The organism is Streptomyces sp. NPDC088116 (genome assembly GCF_044741745.1).
Taxonomy (GTDB): domain Bacteria; phylum Actinomycetota; class Actinomycetes; order Streptomycetales; family Streptomycetaceae; genus Streptomyces.
Genome location: NZ_JBIUTF010000001.1, coordinates 1215651 through 1231112, shown reverse-complemented (window position 1 = coordinate 1231112; position 15462 = coordinate 1215651). Strand labels below are relative to the sequence as shown.

At 69.9% G+C, this 15462-nt stretch carries 16 protein-coding genes and 2 pseudogenes; 7 read left to right on the top strand and 11 right to left on the bottom strand.

All coding sequences use genetic code 11. The features are described 5' to 3' along the window. Positions 1-9 precede the first annotated feature (9 nt). A complete protein-coding gene (locus ACIOJD_RS05405; RefSeq protein WP_401908454.1) occupies positions 10-663 on the top strand; it encodes a hypothetical protein in 654 nt (217 codons plus the stop codon). 174 nt (positions 664-837) lie between these two features. On the opposite strand, the gene ACIOJD_RS05400 is transcribed toward ACIOJD_RS05405, so the two are convergent. The 4 genes from ACIOJD_RS05400 to ACIOJD_RS05385 all read right to left on the bottom strand — a co-directional run bounded on the left by ACIOJD_RS05400 (position 838) and on the right by ACIOJD_RS05385 (position 3626). Then, positions 838-2646: a serine hydrolase gene (locus ACIOJD_RS05400; protein WP_401908453.1), complete on the bottom strand. Its 1809-nt coding sequence runs from the start codon at positions 2644-2646 to the stop codon at positions 838-840. A gap of 160 nt (positions 2647-2806) precedes the next feature. Next, entirely contained in the window at positions 2807-2935 is a 129-nt protein-coding gene (locus tag ACIOJD_RS05395) for a hypothetical protein (protein ID WP_401908451.1), read from the bottom strand. Further along, a complete protein-coding gene (locus ACIOJD_RS05390; RefSeq protein WP_401908449.1) occupies positions 2932-3141 on the bottom strand; it encodes a hypothetical protein in 210 nt (69 codons plus the stop codon). Before ACIOJD_RS05390 ends, ACIOJD_RS05395 begins: the two co-directional genes overlap by 4 nt. Continuing rightward, a complete protein-coding gene (locus tag ACIOJD_RS05385) occupies positions 3138-3626 on the bottom strand; it encodes an ATP-binding protein (RefSeq protein WP_401908447.1) in 489 nt (162 codons plus the stop codon). The genes ACIOJD_RS05390 and ACIOJD_RS05385 overlap by 4 nt, the downstream gene beginning before the upstream one ends. A gap of 293 nt (positions 3627-3919) precedes the next feature. Here ACIOJD_RS05385 and ACIOJD_RS05380 point away from each other — a divergent pair, with 293 nt between their 5' ends. Further along, positions 3920-4750, top strand: coding sequence for a helix-turn-helix domain-containing protein (locus ACIOJD_RS05380; RefSeq protein WP_401908445.1), 831 nt, complete (start codon positions 3920-3922; stop codon positions 4748-4750). 3 nt (positions 4751-4753) lie between these two features. Continuing rightward, positions 4754-4969 carry a DUF397 domain-containing protein gene (locus ACIOJD_RS05375; protein WP_401908444.1) on the top strand — a complete coding sequence of 72 codons (216 nt, stop codon included), beginning with the start codon at positions 4754-4756 and terminating at the stop codon, positions 4967-4969. Positions 4970-5031: 62 nt separating this feature from the next. Here the strand turns inward: ACIOJD_RS05375 and ACIOJD_RS05370 are convergent, their stop codons facing one another. The 4 genes and pseudogenes from ACIOJD_RS05370 to ACIOJD_RS05355 form a co-directional block, all read right to left on the bottom strand. After that, complete coding sequence (locus tag ACIOJD_RS05370; RefSeq protein WP_401908442.1) at positions 5032-6225, bottom strand: peptidoglycan recognition family protein; 1194 nt, start codon at positions 6223-6225, stop codon at positions 5032-5034. Positions 6226-6442: 217 nt separating this feature from the next. Next, a complete protein-coding gene (locus ACIOJD_RS05365; RefSeq protein ID WP_401908440.1) occupies positions 6443-7387 on the bottom strand; it encodes a DUF389 domain-containing protein in 945 nt (314 codons plus the stop codon). 76 nt (positions 7388-7463) lie between these two features. Next, positions 7464-7631 (bottom strand): annotated as a pseudogene (locus ACIOJD_RS05360) (type I pantothenate kinase); the annotation flags it as partial. A 271-nt stretch (positions 7632-7902) separates the two neighbouring features. After that, positions 7903-8802 carry an SDR family oxidoreductase gene (locus tag ACIOJD_RS05355; RefSeq protein ID WP_401908439.1) on the bottom strand — a complete coding sequence of 300 codons (900 nt, stop codon included), beginning with the start codon at positions 8800-8802 and terminating at the stop codon, positions 7903-7905. A 51-nt stretch (positions 8803-8853) separates the two neighbouring features. Here ACIOJD_RS05355 and ACIOJD_RS05350 point away from each other — a divergent pair, with 51 nt between their 5' ends. Further along, positions 8854-9504 (top strand): TetR/AcrR family transcriptional regulator, encoded by a 651-nt coding sequence (locus ACIOJD_RS05350; RefSeq protein WP_401908437.1) that lies wholly within the window; start codon positions 8854-8856, stop codon positions 9502-9504. A 4-nt stretch (positions 9505-9508) separates the two neighbouring features. On the opposite strand, the gene coaA is transcribed toward ACIOJD_RS05350, so the two are convergent. The 3 genes and pseudogenes from coaA to ACIOJD_RS05335 form a co-directional block, all read right to left on the bottom strand. Continuing rightward, positions 9509-10504, bottom strand: a complete 996-nt coding sequence (coaA, locus tag ACIOJD_RS05345) for a type I pantothenate kinase (protein WP_401908435.1) — start codon at positions 10502-10504, stop codon at positions 9509-9511. A gap of 127 nt (positions 10505-10631) precedes the next feature. After that, the gene (locus ACIOJD_RS05340; protein ID WP_401908434.1) at positions 10632-10952 is read right to left on the bottom strand and encodes a helix-turn-helix domain-containing protein; all 321 of its coding nucleotides are present in this window, start codon (positions 10950-10952) and stop codon (positions 10632-10634) included. After that, positions 10949-11240 (bottom strand): annotated as a pseudogene (locus ACIOJD_RS05335) (type II toxin-antitoxin system RelE/ParE family toxin); the annotation flags it as partial. The pseudogene ACIOJD_RS05335 and the gene ACIOJD_RS05340, both read right to left, overlap by 4 nt. A 153-nt stretch (positions 11241-11393) precedes the next feature. On the opposite strand from ACIOJD_RS05335, the gene glmS reads away from it, so the two are divergent. The 3 genes from glmS (at position 11394) to ACIOJD_RS05320 (ending at position 15377) form a co-directional block, all read left to right on the top strand. Continuing rightward, positions 11394-13253, top strand: a complete 1860-nt coding sequence (gene glmS, locus ACIOJD_RS05330; protein WP_401908432.1) for a glutamine--fructose-6-phosphate transaminase (isomerizing) — start codon at positions 11394-11396, stop codon at positions 13251-13253. Positions 13254-13427: 174 nt separating this feature from the next. Then, entirely contained in the window at positions 13428-13796 is a 369-nt protein-coding gene (locus ACIOJD_RS05325; RefSeq protein WP_401908430.1) for a holo-ACP synthase, read from the top strand. A 120-nt stretch (positions 13797-13916) separates the two neighbouring features. Continuing rightward, a complete protein-coding gene (locus ACIOJD_RS05320; RefSeq protein ID WP_401908428.1) occupies positions 13917-15377 on the top strand; it encodes an NAD(P)H-hydrate dehydratase in 1461 nt (486 codons plus the stop codon). The last annotated feature ends 85 nt before the right edge of the window (positions 15378-15462 follow it).

Sequence of the window (15462 nt, the reverse complement as noted above, 5' to 3'; positions counted from 1 at the left end):
GTAGGTCACGTGCAGTCATTTCCCCCATCGTTGTTCTCGGACGGCCCCGTGCTGAGGCTTCTCGATCTCGCCATCGCGGTCCAGGAGTCGGGCGGAAAGCTGTCCCTGGACGAAGAGATCCAGCGCTACATCCGCCTGGTACGCCGCGACTGGGTCGCGAACTGGAACTGCTCGGCCTACACCTCGGCAGGGTTGTTGGACTTCGCGGCCGATTCTGTCGCGCAACTGGGTGCGCTCGATTCCTTCCCCTCTGAATTCAGAGAGAAGGTGACGCGTGCGGCCGACGGCATGGGGGTGGTGGAGTATCTGCGGGCCCTGGCAGACTTTGTTCGCATTATTGACCGTCAAGGAGTCCCCGAATACTGGGAGTTGCCCATGGGAGGGTCGGAATTCTTGCAGACATTTCCCTTCCTGTTCGGTTTCGATGCCATTCTCATGGACGAGGCTGATGGCCCTTTCGTGGCCGTCGTTCAGTCATTCCTGACCGATGAACACCCGTACTGTCACGAGCGGGCGGTCGCCTGCACCACCGAGGCGCAGCGGGCCCTCGTGCTCTTCCCGGGCGCGGATGCGCTCAAGAAACATCTCTCCTGGGCTACCCGTGACAGGCTTCGGGAGCTCATCGCAACCGTCAACGAACACATGCACCGAGAGCACTCATGACGGTGCGTCGGAGCACGTGCCACCTGCACGCTTTCCCCGGGATCTCCGTCAGCTCCACCCCACGCGACGACACGAACCCGCCCTTGACCACGACGACGGCCCGCACCACCTCAACGGGGTCGTACCGGCCGTTCATGTTTCTCCGCCTCTTCCGCCTTCGCTTCCTCAGACGGCCTATTGGACCTTCCACATCAGGTCGTCGAACTCGCCGCCGAGGCCGCTGCCCGGACGTCCGGCGTTGCAGGCGGCGAACCAGCCTCGGCCGTCGGACGGGCGGACCAGAATCGACTGGGTGCCGGGCAGGGTGCCGTCGTGCCAGATCGTGCCGGCGCTGTTGACGCTCCAGCCCCGGGCGTAGCCCGGTGTCGTCGCCGTGACCGGGCGGACCGCGGAGGCGGTCGTCATGTCCGTGCGGGTGGCCGGTCGCAGCAGGTCGGGGGGCGAGGGCAGGCCGTCGACCGAGAAGAGGAAGCGCAGTACGTCGGACGGGGTCGCGACCCAGCCTCCGTGGGCGTCCATGCGGTCGACGCGGCACCCGTACGGCTCGGCCAGATCGAGGCCGGCGTACATCGCCTCCTGGGCGGCCCGGTCCGGGGCGGTGGCGCCTGCCAGGATCGCCTGGTTCGCGCCTGCCGGGGCCAGTACGAAGCGGCGGACGAAATCCCCGTACGACAGGCCGCTGACCCGCTCGATGATCCGTCCCAGCAGGCAGTAGCCGAAGTTCGAGTAGCCGTAGGTGGTGCCCGGGGCCGCGCCGAGCGGCTGGTTGTCGAGGGTCCAGGAGATGAGGGCGGCCTGGCTCAGCGTCAGCTGCTTGAACATCGGGTCGTTGCTGTCGTTGGTCCAGCCGCCCGCCGAGTGTTCGAGCAGGTGTCGCAGCGTCAGGGCCTTCACTCGCGCGCTGTACGCCACGGTCCCGTATGTGGTGCCGAGCAGGGCCCCCGGCCCGAATACCACGTCCGTGAGGGCGAGTCGGCCCTGGTCGATCAGCAGGTGGACGGCGGTGGACGTGATCGGCTTGCTGACGCTCGCGATACGGAACCGGTGGTCCGGTGTGGCGATCTCGCGGGTGATGCGGTTGGCGTAGCCGAAGGCGCGGGCGGCCCGGATCGCGCCGCCCCGGGCCAGGGCGAAACTGAAGCCGGGCACGGCCCACTTCTGCATGAAGGGCACGATCAGCCCGTTCGCGGCGTCGCCGGTGAGGTCGGCCTCGGGCGTGGACTCCCAGATCGTGGTGTAGCTCGCCGAGCCACCGGCGCGGGAGCCGCTGATGTCGACGAGCCGCAGGCCGGCCGCCGTGTTGGTGTCGAAACGGTGCTGGAAGTCGCTGTGCGCGACGCCGTGTTCCGCTGTTCCCGGGTGTCCGGGGGACTGTTCCCAGATACCCGCGTAACGGACGTTGCCGCCGATCGAGTAGCCGACGACGCGGACCAGCCGGAAGCCGCGCTCGCGCTGGGTGTCGAACTCCCGCTGGTATTCGTCGGCCGACATGCCGTGCCGCGCGTTCCAGGCCGGTCCGGCGTAGCGGTCCCAGACGCAGGCGAACCGTTCGCCTCCCGTGTCCTCGTACGGCGACACGCACCGCAGCCGGAAGCCCTGGTGCGACAGGTCGTCGAACAGGGACTGGTATTCCGGCGCAGTCAGCCCGTGCCGGGCGACCCATTCCAGGCTCTGCTCCCGCTCCCAGACCGCGCTGAACAGGGGCTCGTCCCCCGAGTGGAACACCGACACGTCGACCGGCCGGAATCCGTCGCCGGCCAGCGCGGTGACCGCGGCCTGGTAGTCGGCGGCCGAGATGCCGTGGCGGGCCTGCCAGGCGCTGCCGCCCTGGACGGCCCAGACACTGGCGAACCGCGGCTCGCCTGCGAGGACGTAGCCGGAGATTTTCATCAGCCGGTAGCCGCGAGCGGTGAGCTGGTCGAACGCCGCCTGATGGTCCGCCGCGGTGAGGCCGTGGCGCGCTTGCCAGTCGGTCACGATCATGGGGCGGCTCCGGGCGCGGGTGGTGAAGGAGGGAGAGGGGGTCCGGTGGATCTCCTGGTGGCGCGTGGTCGTCGCTCCACGGTAGGCACGAAGCGTTCCGGAGCGCCCTTCCTGCGCGGCCACTCGCGGTGGTACCGGAGCCGGCCCAGCCACGGAGCGATCACACCTGGCGTCGGCAGGCGTCGATGAGCAGGAGTACGGACAGGAGCCAGGCGGCCACGAGACCCGGCGTCCCGCGCGAGGGCAGGGGCCGGGCCTTGGGTGCCACGCGGCGGCGGCCGGTCATCATGTGCCCACGGACCCCGGCGGGCACTCGGGTGCGCAGACCCACAGCTGGAAGACGAAGCCCTGGTACCGCACCTCGCCGAGTACCCGGCCGTTCGTACCGAGTCGGCGGGCGCACCGTACGCAGTCGATGGCCATCTGCTGCCGGGGCTCCAGCCTGGTCAGTTGCGGCAGGCCGTCCAGGGGCAGGTCTGCGGGGCCGCCGCTCACCGTTCGTCCTCGCTCTTCGCGCACAGCTCGACCCATACGCTCTTGCCCCAGCGTCGGAGGTCAGTACCCCAGCGGTCGGCCAGCGCGTCGATGACGACGAGGCCGCGTCCGTCCTCCGCGCTGTCGTCCGTGGCCCGAGGCGTGGGCCGGGTACGGGACTTGTCCACGACGGCCACCCGAACCCGCCCCGGCTCGGGCAGCGAGACCAGCACTCGTACCAGCAGACTGCCGCTGTGGCGAACGGAGTTGCCGATCAGCTCGGAGACTACGAGTGCGGCGGCGTCCGCGATCCCCGGCAGCCCCCAGGCGGTGCACGCGGCACTTACCAGGAGTCTGGCCCGGCGCGCGGACTCCGGGGTGCAGGGCATGGTCTGGCTGTAGGCGGGGTGGCCGAGGGGCGAGGGGAGAACGGGCCGGGGCTCGATGGCGGACTTTATGCGCGGGGCGCGAGCGGGGCGGGCAGGGTTGTCGGGGGAAAGAGGCATGGGGGTCTCCCGGCGGCGGTTCTGTTGCTTGGCACACGCCCCTGACGAGGCAACTCGCCTGGCGATTACCGTTAGTGATCGATCGGTAACTCGCTCCAGCCTGGGGTGTGGCCTGCCCAATCGGCAAGGCGAAGTGGGTACCCCACGTGAATTGGTATATGTGATCGAACGCGCTCAAGCCTGTGCAGAGAAGACATGAGACGTCAGACTCGCAACAGGCGCCGCGATGCGGCAGGCTCTCTCACCACGGAGGTACACACGTGGCCGCTCCAACGGGACCTACTGTCCGACGTATGCAACTCGGATGGGAGCTACGGCAGTTGCGGGACAAAGCAGGGTTCACCCTTGCTCAGGCCGTGGACGGGTTGACGTTCTCGCCCTCCAAGTTGCAACGCGTGGAGAACGGACTGACCGGTCTGCCGAAGGTCCAGGACCTGAAAGATCTGCTGCACCGTTACGGCGTTCATGACGAAGAGGATGTGGACTTCCTGGTGGAGGTCCACCGCGACTCGGTCAACCGGGGATGGTGGTCCGTCTACCGCAGCGTTCTGCCGTCAGGCATGGGGATGTACATCGGCCTTGAGAGCGGGGCTCGCAGGATGCGTACGTGGCAACCGTACGTAGTCTTCGGCTTGTTGCAGACCGAACGGTACGCACGTGAGATGTTCCAGACTGCCAAGCCGGTTGAGGAGACGACGACCGAGTTTGTGGAACGTCACATCCAGCTCCGTATGGAGCGGAAAGGGGCCCTGACTCGAAGGGAGAGCCCGTTGGAATTGTGGGCCATCCTGGACGAGGGCTCGCTTCGGCGAGTAGTTGGCGATTCGGACGTGATGCGAGAGCAGTATGAAGAGATCGCCACGCTCGCTCGCCACGACAACGTGACGGTTCAGATCCTTCCCATGGGCACGGCCACGTACAGGAGCAGCTTCAACTTCAACCTGCTGGAGTTCGAAACACCGCTTCCGGCGGTCCTCCAGGTCGATGCGGCTGACGGATCGAACATCAGTGACAAGGACACCACCGTCTGGTCCTTTTCCCGCAGGTTCGACGCCCTGCGAGCGAGCGCCCTCGCCCCGAGCGAGACGCCCGCTTTCCTGCAACGACTAGCACGAGAGATCTGACTCATGCCCGATCGCATAGAAACTGACGCCGCTTCCGAGTCGGCCTGGTTCAAGTCTTCGTACAGCGCAGAGAACGGCACCGCGTGCGTCGAGGTCGCTGACCTCACCCGTACCGGCCACGTAGGCGTCCGTGACTCCAAGCGCAAGGCCGGTCCCGCCCTCGTCGTCCCCGCCGACGCGTGGGCGCAGTTCGTCGCGGGCGCCCGGTCGGGGTTCTGACGCGGGCCGGCTGGGGTGTGTGGCCGCGCCTCTCCCGGCGGGGCCACACACCGTAACGTCCCTTAGCGGGTGCCCTTGCGTACCTCGCCGAGCAGCTCGTACATCGTCTCGCCGGGGCAGTCGGTCTCCAGCCAGTCGCGGTGGCCGCTGACCGTGTCGACGTCCTTGGTGACGCCGTTCACCGGGTTGGTGAAGGTCATCTTCGCCTGCGGGCTGAGGCCGTGTATGCGGGCGAGCATCGTGACCAGGTTGGTCAGTGACTCCTTGGCGGCGTCCGTCGGGCGCTGGGCCGCGAGGTTGCCGATCAGGGCTATGCCGATGTTGCCGGAGTTGAACCCGGCGGTGTGGAAGGCGGTGACGAGCTTGCCGTCCTTGTCGTGGGCGGGGAGGTCGTCGTCTCCGGAGTAGCGGCCCTCGTAGATCGCGCCTGCCTCGTCGATCAGGAAGTGGTAGCCGATGTCGCCCCAGTCGTTGGTGATCGCGTGGTACTCGTAGATCGCCCGGACGGTGGCGGCGGGGTCCGGGTCGTCGTTCGGGGTGTCGGTGTGATGGACGGTCAGGCACTGCGCGTCGTAGTAGACCTCGGGCGAGTTGACCTCGCCGTCCTTGAAGCGCAGGGACTCGTCCGCGCCCCAGGCCGCCCGGCTCAGGTACCGCAGCCCGCGTGCGCGGGTCGGTTCGCTCGGGACCTTTACGTTCCGCTGCGGCCCGGCCGTCGTGTCGATCGCGAGCGATGTCACGTCGGAGGCGCCGCGCGGTGCTCTGACCTCGTACTTCTCGGCGCCCGATGCCGGAACGAGGGCGGTGCCGCCGCCGTCCACGTGCGCGCACCCGCCGCCCGTGGTCTGCCACTCGCCCTGCGAACCGTCGGCCTTCGTCACGCGGACCGAGGCGCCGTTACGGGCGGTTCCCGCCCAGCGGACCGCCACATAGCCGACCGGGAAGGCCGCGTCGACCGGGGCAGTGCCGGTGGCCTTCCGTGACCGGGTCCTGGGGAACTTCTCGGTCCTCATGCCCTTCGTGTTCTCGGCGGTGCTCGAGTCGGCGGCGGGGTCGGCCGACTCGTTGGACTCCCCGGCGGCGAAGACCACCGGCGTCAGCGCGGCACCGAGGGCCACCGCGCCCGTGGCGCCGATCACTCCGCGGCGCGTGACGCGGGACTTGGCCCGGTGGGAGGACGGAGCGGAGGAATCGGCGGAACCGGCCGAATCGGCGGAAGGTGAAGAAGGCGTGGGGGGTGTGGTGGAGTCTGGCATAGCGATGACCTTTTGATTGATGTGCAGGAAATATCTGTGTGCGGAATACCGGAGAGTCACGCGCCAATTACGTAACCGGTACCGGTGAAGTCCCTTACAGCAGAAATCACTTCACAGGTAATCACTATCCCGATGGCATCGGGGTTCCCTATGGTTCGAAGTTTTCCGGAAGCGGAAGCGGGGGCGGATGGCGGCGGGTGTCGGTCGTTCGGAGCCCTCAGAGCGCTTGGCGGCGTACGCGGCCCTGGCGGACCGACCACAGCGCTTTCTGCGCGAGCAGTGTCAGCGTGCCCGCCGCGACGATGCCCGCCAGGTTCAGCAGAAGCTGACCGCTGGAGCCCCAGACCTGGCCGAACTCGCCGTAGCCGAGCGCCACCGCCGCGTTGGCGGCTGCCGGGACCGTGGTCACCGAGATGGCCACCCCCACCAGCGCGCCCGATTTGGACGAGGTCAGCGAGAGCATGCCCGCTATGCCCGCGAGCCCCGCGACCACCAGTGAGAACAGGTCCGGGTTCCAGATGAACGAGGTGTTCGGCCGGTCCGCGTCCAGCAGCGAACGGGAGAACAGCCCGAAGCCGTCCATCGCCAGACTGAACGCGGTCGTCAGCACCATCGCCACCATGAAACCGGCGATCAGCGCGATCAGAGAGCGCAGAGCGAGTCTCGGAGCGCGCTGCACCAGTGCCGTACAGATCCCGGCCAGCGGGCCGAACTCCGGACCGACCGCCATCGCGCCCACGATCAGGATCGCGTTGTCCAGCACCACACCGCAGGCCGCGATCATCGTCGCGAGGGTCAGAAACGCCAGATAGGTGAAAGAGAGCGTGGACTCCTCATGGGTCACGTCCTCCAACTGCTCCCACAGCACCGCGTCGGCGCCCTCGCCCGGCGCCTCCTCCTCCGCCTCGTCGGCCCGCTCGGACAGCGACAGATCGACGCTCCCCACGGCGATCGAACCGGACCGGTCGATACCGAGGGCGCGCAGCGTGGCGATCAGTTCGTCGCCGGCCTCGCGCGCCACGTCGCACATGACCAGATCGCCCAGCGGGTCACGGGCGACGCCCGGTACGACCACGAGATGGGCGGTGCCGACCGTGCGTTCAACCGACCGTACGACGTCGTCCGTACGGTCGGCGGGCACGAGCAGACGCAGATGCAACACGGCGGCGGCTCCCGGGCGTTCGCGTGAATCGTGAATTCGGAGCGGTGGAATCAGAGCGGTACAAGTCGTCGCGCTGTCAGAGCTTGCGCAGCGACAGCCGCTGGACTTTGCGGTCGGGCCCCTTGCGCGGCACCAGTGTGGCGCGGTTCCGGGTGGGGGCCACATTTTCCAGCGGGTTGGGCTTGTTGATGGCCTGCCACATCGTACGGGCGTGATCCGGGGCCTCCTCACTTTCCTTGTCCGTGCTGGTGGAGATGGCGGTGACATGGCAGCCCCGCGCGCCGAGGACCTGGAGGGCGATGCGCCCGAGCCCGCCGACGCCGACGACGCGACGTGGTCGGTAGGGCGTACGCCGTGCCCGACGATCGCGTTGAAGACCGTGGTGCCCGCGCACAGCAGCGGTGCCGCCTCGGCGGAGCGCAGGGCGTCGGCGATGGGGACCTGGATGTACCGGTCGCGGTCCTCGGGCCGGATGGCGGACGCGATCTGGGCGAAGCTGCTGGAACATGCCCAGGTCAAAGAGGGCGCGAGGTGGTGGTGGGGCGGGCCGGGGCTGTCTTCGGGTAGTGGCGGCGCAGGTTGGTGGCGAGGACGCGGTCGAGCGTGCGGTCGGGCAGGATCCGGGTCAGGCGGGTGATCAGGGCGGCGTCCCGGCCGGCGGTGTAGCGGGTGCGCGGTCTGCGGGTCGTCACGGCCTTCGCGATGACGCGGGCGGCGGCGTCGGCGGTCAGGCCCGAGGCGGTGCCCGAGGACATCAGTGTGTTGTTCGCCTGGACCAGGCTGCCGTAGCGCTCGTGGTGCTCCGGTGTCATCCGGGCGGCCAGGTCGTTCGCCGTCGCGATCCCGCGGGTGGCCATCTCCGTACGGACGCCGCCGGGTTCGACCACGACCACCTGGACGCCCAGCGGGGCGATCTCCCGGCGGAGCGAGTCGCTGACCGCCTCCAGGGCGAACTTCGCGCCGGCGTACGCGCCGTAGGTGGCCATGGCGACCTTGCCGCCGACCGAGCTGATGTTGATCACGCGGCCCTTGCCGCGCAGCAGCGCGGGCAGCAGCGCCTGGGTGACGGCGATGTGGCCGAACAGGTTGACCTCGAACACCCGCCGCCACTGCTCCAGCGGCAGGGCTTCGACCGGGGCGTTCACCTGGATACCGGCGTTGTTGACGAGCGCGTGCAGTGCGCGCGGGTCGTCGGCCACCCGCGCGGCGAGGGCCTCCACCTGCCCGGATTCGGTGATGTCGAGGATGACCGGCTCGATGCCGGCCGCTCGGAGGGCGTCGGCGTCACGGTCGCGGCGCACGCCGGCCAGGACGTGGAATCCCTGGCGGGCCAGTTCGCGGGCGGCCGACGCGCCCATGCCCGTGGAGGCTCCGGTTACGACGATCAGCTTCCGGGTTTCAGATGACGTTGTCACCTTTCCTACGGTACCGGTTCGGATGACATCGTCAACTGTATGATGGACGTCATGGTCACCCGTGCGGAATCCGCCGCCGTCACCCGCCGCGCCCTGCTCGACGCGGCCGCCGAACTCCTCGACCTCGGCGGCCCCGAAGCCGTCACCCTGCGCGAGGTGGGCGCACGGGCAGGCGTGAGCCGGGGAGCGCCGTACCGGCACTTCACGGGCAAGGACAGCCTGCTGACCACCGTCACGACCGAGAGCTGGCAACGGATCGCCGGCCAGATCCACGCCCTGCGGACCGACCCGGCCCTGCCGGCCGCCACCAAGCTGCGCGGCGCGCTCCACGCCCTCATCCGCGTCGGCCGGGACCAGCCGCACCTGTACCAGATGCTGTTCAGGCGCTCCGGACACCGCCCCGAAGAACTCGGTGAAGGACTCGATCGCGTCCGGCGTCAGCTGTGCGGACCGGCGGACGACCCGGTCGCAGACCGCATGCGCGCGGCCGGACGCTTCCAGGACGAGTTCCTGGCCATCGTCACCGACCTCGTCGGGGAACGGAACACACGGCACTACGGCGCCCTGCTGCTCGCCAGTGCCCACGGCATCGCGGACATGGAGCTCAGTGGTCATTTGGGCACGGGTGAGTTGCGTACCACCGCCGACGAGCTCGTCGACACCCTCGTCCGCATGGTCGTCGACGCCGGCGCAACGACCTAGCAGGTCAGAGCTTGCGCAGCCGCAGCCGCTGGACCTTGTGGTCCGGGCCCTTGCGCAGGACCAGCGTGGCGCGGCCCCTGGTGGGAGCCACGTTTTCCAGGAGGTTGGGCTTGTTGATGGTCCGCCATGTCGTACGGGCGTATTCCAGGGCCTCGTTCTCGGAGACCTGGGTGTACTTCCGGAAATACGACGACGGATCCTGGAAGGCCGTATCGCGGAGTTTGCGGAACCGGCTCAGATACCAGCTCTCGATGTCCTTGGGGCGCGCGTCGACATACACGCTGAAGTCGAAGTAGTCGGCGAGTCCGACCCGTGTCCGGCCGTCCTTTCCGGGCAGTGCCGGCTGGAGGACGTTGAGCCCTTCCACGATGAGGATGTCGGGCCTTCGTACGGTGAGCAGTTCGCCCGGCACGATGTCGTAGATGAGGTGTGAGTAGACGGGGGCGGTGACCTCGTCCTTGCCCGCCTTGATGTCGGCGACGAACCGGGTCAGGGCCCGCCGGTCGAACGACTCGGGGAAGCCCTTGCGCGACATCAGCCCGCGCGACTGCAACTCCTTCATCGGGTACAGGAAGCCGTCGGTGGTGACGAGTTCGACGCGCGGGTGCTCGGGCCAGCGGGCGAGCAGCGCCTGGAGGAGCCGGGCCACGGTGGACTTGCCCACGGCCACGCTCCCGGCGACGCCTATGACGAACGGCGTGCCGCGCTGGGCGCCGAGCCCGTTGCCCGCGTCGCCGAGGAAGGTGTTCAGCGAGCCGCGCAGCCCGGTGGTGGACTGGACGTAGAGGTTGAGGAGCCGGGAGAGCGGCAGGTAGACGTCCCGTACCTCGTCGAGGTCTATGACGTCCCCGAGCCCGCGCAGCTGCTCGACCTCCTCGGCCGTCAGCGGCAGCGGAGTCTTGTCCCGCAGCGCGCTCCACTCGTCCCGGCCGAGGTCGACGTAGGGGGTCGGCCCGTGGTCGGCCCGGCGGGGGGTGCTTCGTGGCGGCGAAGTGATCACGCCCGCCATTGTCCGGGGTCGGGGGGCGGTTGTGGGGGGCGGCGGGTGGTGGGCTCGGTCACGTGGGAGGGGTGGTGGGGCACCGGCGATTCCTGCGCCGGGGCGCGGCGGATTTCCGGGTGTCCGTTCAGGCGGCGTTGCCGTGAGGGGTGAGGTTGATGGTCAGGTCGGCGTCGAGAGCACGGGCCAGGCGTCGCAGAAGCAGAAGGGGAATGGTGGGGACGGCGCCGCCGCCTTCGATGCGGGAGATCTGGGGTTGCTTCATGCCGCAGCGCTCGGCGAACTCGGTCTGGGACAGACCGAGAGCGGTGCGCCGGTCGTAGACCATCTGACCGAGGTCATGGGCCAGTTCAGCCTCTTCGTAGAGGCGGTCGTCCTCGGGGTTGTCCTCGGCCATTTCGCCCAGGGGCTTGCGGTGGTGACGGGTCTTCCACTCGGCGTGGTTCATCGCAGTTCCTCCTTGATGCCGAGGCTGTAGACGGCGTGTTCAGGGGCCGGTTCGTGGCGGGCCTCGCAGGCGGCCTGGGCGGCATGGGCGCGTTCCGCCTCCGCCGTCTCACGCATCCTGCGTCTTGCGGAACACCGTCAGGAGCACGGTGCGGCGGTCGGGCGCGATCCAGTGGGTAATCCGCTGAGCGTTGCCGTCGAGGTCGAAGCGCAGCTCGCAGAGTCTGCCGCCGAGATGGCGGGTGCAGGGCTCGCCGAGCGTGGTGGCGTTCTCGGCGAGCCTGTCGACCTTCTGGGCCGGTGGTCACCCGGGCGCCGTACGCCGGCGGGCGGTCGGCGGCCGGGCGTGGCCGTCGTGGCGTTTTCGGTGGGGTCCCGGTGTGCCGCTGTGCGTTCTGCGACGATGCGTCCGGCGGGTGGGGACGGCCTGGAAGGGATTGGTATGTGCGGAATCGTGGGGTACGTCGGTGGTCAGTCGGCGCTTGATGTGGTCATCGCGGGTCTGAAGCGGCTCGAATACCGGGGCTACGACTCGGCCGGGGTCGCCGTACTCGCCGACGGCGGACTGGCCGCGGCCAAGAAGGCGGGCAAGCTCGTCAATCTGGAGAAAGCGCTGGTGGAACGGCCGTTGCCGAGTGGTTTCACCGGTATCGGGCATACCCGGTGGGCCACCCACGGCGGGCCGACCGACTCCAACGCACACCCCCATCTGGACAACGCCGGGCGCGTCGCCGTCGTCCACAACGGGATCATCGAGAACTTCGCCGCGCTCCGCGCCGAACTGGCCGACCGCGGCCACGACCTGGGGTCGGAGACCGACACCGAGGTGGTGGCGCATCTGCTCGCCGAGACGTTCTCGTCGTGCGGCGATCTCGCGGAGTCGATGCGGCAGGTGTGCCGGCGGCTGGAGGGTGCCTTCACGCTCGTCGCCGTCCACGCGGACGAGCCCGACGTGGTCGTCGGCGCGCGCCGCAACTCGCCACTGGTGGTCGGTGTCGGGGAAGGGGAGGCGTTCCTGGCCTCGGACGTCGCCGCGTTCATCGCCCACACCCGCTCCGCGATCGAACTGGGCCAGGACCAGGTGGTCGAGCTGCGCCGCGACGGTGTCCGGGACGGGGTGACGGTCACCGGCTTCGACGGTTCCCCGGCCGAGGTGCGCTCGTACCACGTGGACTGGGACGCGTCGGCCGCCGAGAAGGGCGGTTACGACTACTTCATGCTCAAGGAGATCGCCGAGCAGCCGAAGGCGGTCGCCGACACGCTCCTCGGGCGGATCGACGCCGAGGGATCGCTGACGCTCGATGAGGTACGTATCCCCGCCGAGGTGCTGCGCGAGGCCGACAAGGTCGTCATCGTGGCGTGCGGGACGGCCTTCCACGCCGGGATGATCGCCAAGTACGCCATCGAGCACTGGACGCGGATGCCGTGCGAGGTGGAGCTGGCGAGCGAATTCCGCTACCGGGACCCGATCCTGGACCGGCGCACACTGGTGATCGCGATCTCGCAGTCCGGGGAGACCATGGACACGCTGATGGCGCTGCGGCACGCCCGGGAGCAGGGCGCGAAGGTGCTGGCGATCTGCAATACGAACGGGTCGACCATCCCGAGGGAGTCGGACGCCGTCCTCTACACACACGCCGGTCCCGAGGTCGCGGTCGCGTCGACCAAGGCGTTCCTGACGCAACTGGTGGCCTGCTACCTCGTCGCGCTGTATCTCGGGCAGCGGCGCGGCACCAAGTGGGGCGACGAGATCCGGGCCGTCGTACGGGACCTGTCGCGGATCGCGGGCGAGGTGGAGCGCGTACTGGAGACGATGGAGCCGGTACGGGCGCTGGCGCGCACACTCGCGGACAAGCGGACCGTGCTCTTCCTCGGCCGGCACGTGGGGTATCCGGTGGCGCTGGAGGGCGCGCTCAAGCTCAAGGAACTGGCGTACATGCACGCGGAGGGGTTCGCGGCGGGCGAGTTGAAGCACGGTCCGATCGCGCTGATCGAGGAGGACCTGCCGGTGGTGGTGGTCGTACCGTCGCCGCGCGGGCGCTCGGTGCTGCACGGCAAGATCGTGTCGAACATCCAGGAGATCCGGGCCAGGGGCGCGCGGACGATCGTGATCGCGGAGGAGGGGGACGAGGCGGTGGTGCCGTACGCGGACCACCTGATCCGGATCCCGGCCACGCCGACGCTGCTTCAGCCGCTGGTCGCGACCGTGCCGTTGCAGGTGTTCGCGTGCGAGCTGGCGACGGCGCGGGGCAACGAGGTGGATCAGCCGAGGAACTTGGCGAAGTCCGTGACGGTGGAGTGAGTGAGAATCTGAGCTTGAGGTTGAGCAGCTCGGTGCGGGGGCGCGTGCGCCGGCGCGCGTGCGAGGGGGAGTGTCGTGTGGAAGCGCGGGAGCGGGAGTGGGAGTGGGAGCGGTGAGGACGATAGCGAGCGCGGTGGCTCCGGGCCGTCCGGCGACGGGCGAGAGGGGACTGGGGTGATCATCGGAGTGGGCATCGATGTCGCGGCGATCGACCGGTTCGGCGAGTCCCTGCGGCGGACCCCGCAACTCGCCGACCGGCTCTTCCTGGAGCGGGAGTTGCTGCTGCCCAGCGGGGAGCGGCGCGGGGTGGCCTCCCTGGCGGCGCGGTTCGCGGCCAAGGAAGCCCTGGCCAAGGCGCTGGGCGCGCCCGGCGGGCTGCACTGGACGGACGCCGAGGTGTACGTCGAGGACAGTGGGCAGCCGCGGCTGCGGGTGTGCGGGACCGTGGCGGCGCGTGCGGCGGAGCTGGGCGTACGGAGCTGGCATGTCTCGCTCAGCCACGACGCGGGAGTGGCGTCCGCCGTGGTGATCGCGGAGGGTTGACGGGAGCGGGGCAGACAACAGAGGCAGACAACAGGGGCAGACACGGGCAAGACAGGTGGAGCACTTCCGGACGGGCCGCTTCCGGCCGGACGGAGGGCTTCCGGGCGGAGGGTTGACCGAGTGCGACGTGCGTACAGCGTGGAGACGGTGCGGAACGCCGAGCGCGAGCTGATGGCGCGGCTGCCGGAGGGCGCGCTGATGGCGCGCGCGGCCGCGGGGCTGGCCGCGACCTGCGCCGATGTGCTGCGGGACCAGCTGGGACGGGTGTACGGGGCGCGGGTCGTCCTGCTCGTCGGCAGCGGGGACAACGGCGGCGACGCCCTGTACGCCGGGGCCCGGCTGGCCCGCCGGGCCGCCAGGGTCTCGGCGGTGCTGCTCGCGCCCGACCGTACGCACGCCGGCGGGCTGGCCGCGCTGCTCGGCGCGGGCGGGCGGATCGCCGACGACCCCTTCGACGTACTGGCCTCGGCCGATCTGGTGATGGACGGCATCACCGGCATCGGCGGGCACGGCGGGCTGCGTCCCGACGCGGTGCCGGTGGTGCACGCGGCGCGCGGATCGGGCGCGGTGATCGTGGCCGTCGACCTGCCGAGCGGGGTGGAGGCGGACACCGGGGCGGTCGCGGGGGAGGCGGTGCGTGCGGACGCGACGGTCACGTTCGGTACGTACAAGCCGGGCCTCCTGATCGACCCGGCGCACGAACACGCGGGCGCGGTACGGCTGGTGGACATCGGCCTCGGCCCGTACCTGCCGTCCGTACCCGACCTGGAGGTGCTCCAGCACGAGGACGTGGCGCGGCTGCTGCCGATGCCGACGGGGGAGAGCGACAAGTACCGGCGCGGTGTCATCGGCGTCGTCGCCGGGTCCGCGCGCTATCCGGGTGCGGCGGTGCTCGCCGTGGCGGGCGCGCTGCGCGGCGGTGCGGGCGCGGTGCGGTACGTGGGCCCCGGCGCCGACGCGGTGATCGCGCGCTTCCCCGAGACGCTGGTGCACGAGGGCCCGCCCTCGAAGGCGGGCCGCGTCCAGGCGTGGGCGATCGGACCCGGCCTGGGCGAAGGGCCCGAGGTGGGCGAGGGACACGGGGTGGCGGGGGTACTGGACTCGGACGTCCCGGTCCTGGTGGACGCGGACGGCCTGCGGCTGCTGGACGCCGCGACGGTACGGAGCCGTACCGCACCGACCCTGCTCACCCCGCACGCGGGCGAGGCGGCGGCGCTGCTGGGCGTCCCCCGGCAGCAGGTGGAGTCGGCCAGGCTGGCGGCCGTACGGAAACTGGCGGCGCGTTACGGCGCGACGGTGCTGCTCAAGGGCTCGACCACGCTGATCGCGTCCCCGGACGAGGGTGTCCCCGTCCGGGTGAACGCGACCGGTACGCCCTGGCTGGCCACGGCCGGCAGCGGCGACATCCTCACGGGCCTCGCGGGCTCCCTCCTGGCCTCGGGCCTCTCGCCGCTCGACGCGGCCTCGGTGGCGGCCTACCTGCACGGCCTGGCGGCACGGCTGGCCTCGCGCGGCGCCCCGGTGTCGGCGTTGGACGTGGCGGAGCGGCTGCCGGAGGCGTGGCGGAACGTACGGGACTGAGCGCGCGGGCTCGTCTCCGTACTCCACAGGGGGTCCACAGGGGGTCCCCATCCGGAGAACCTCTACGGGAGCGGCCGCCGGCACC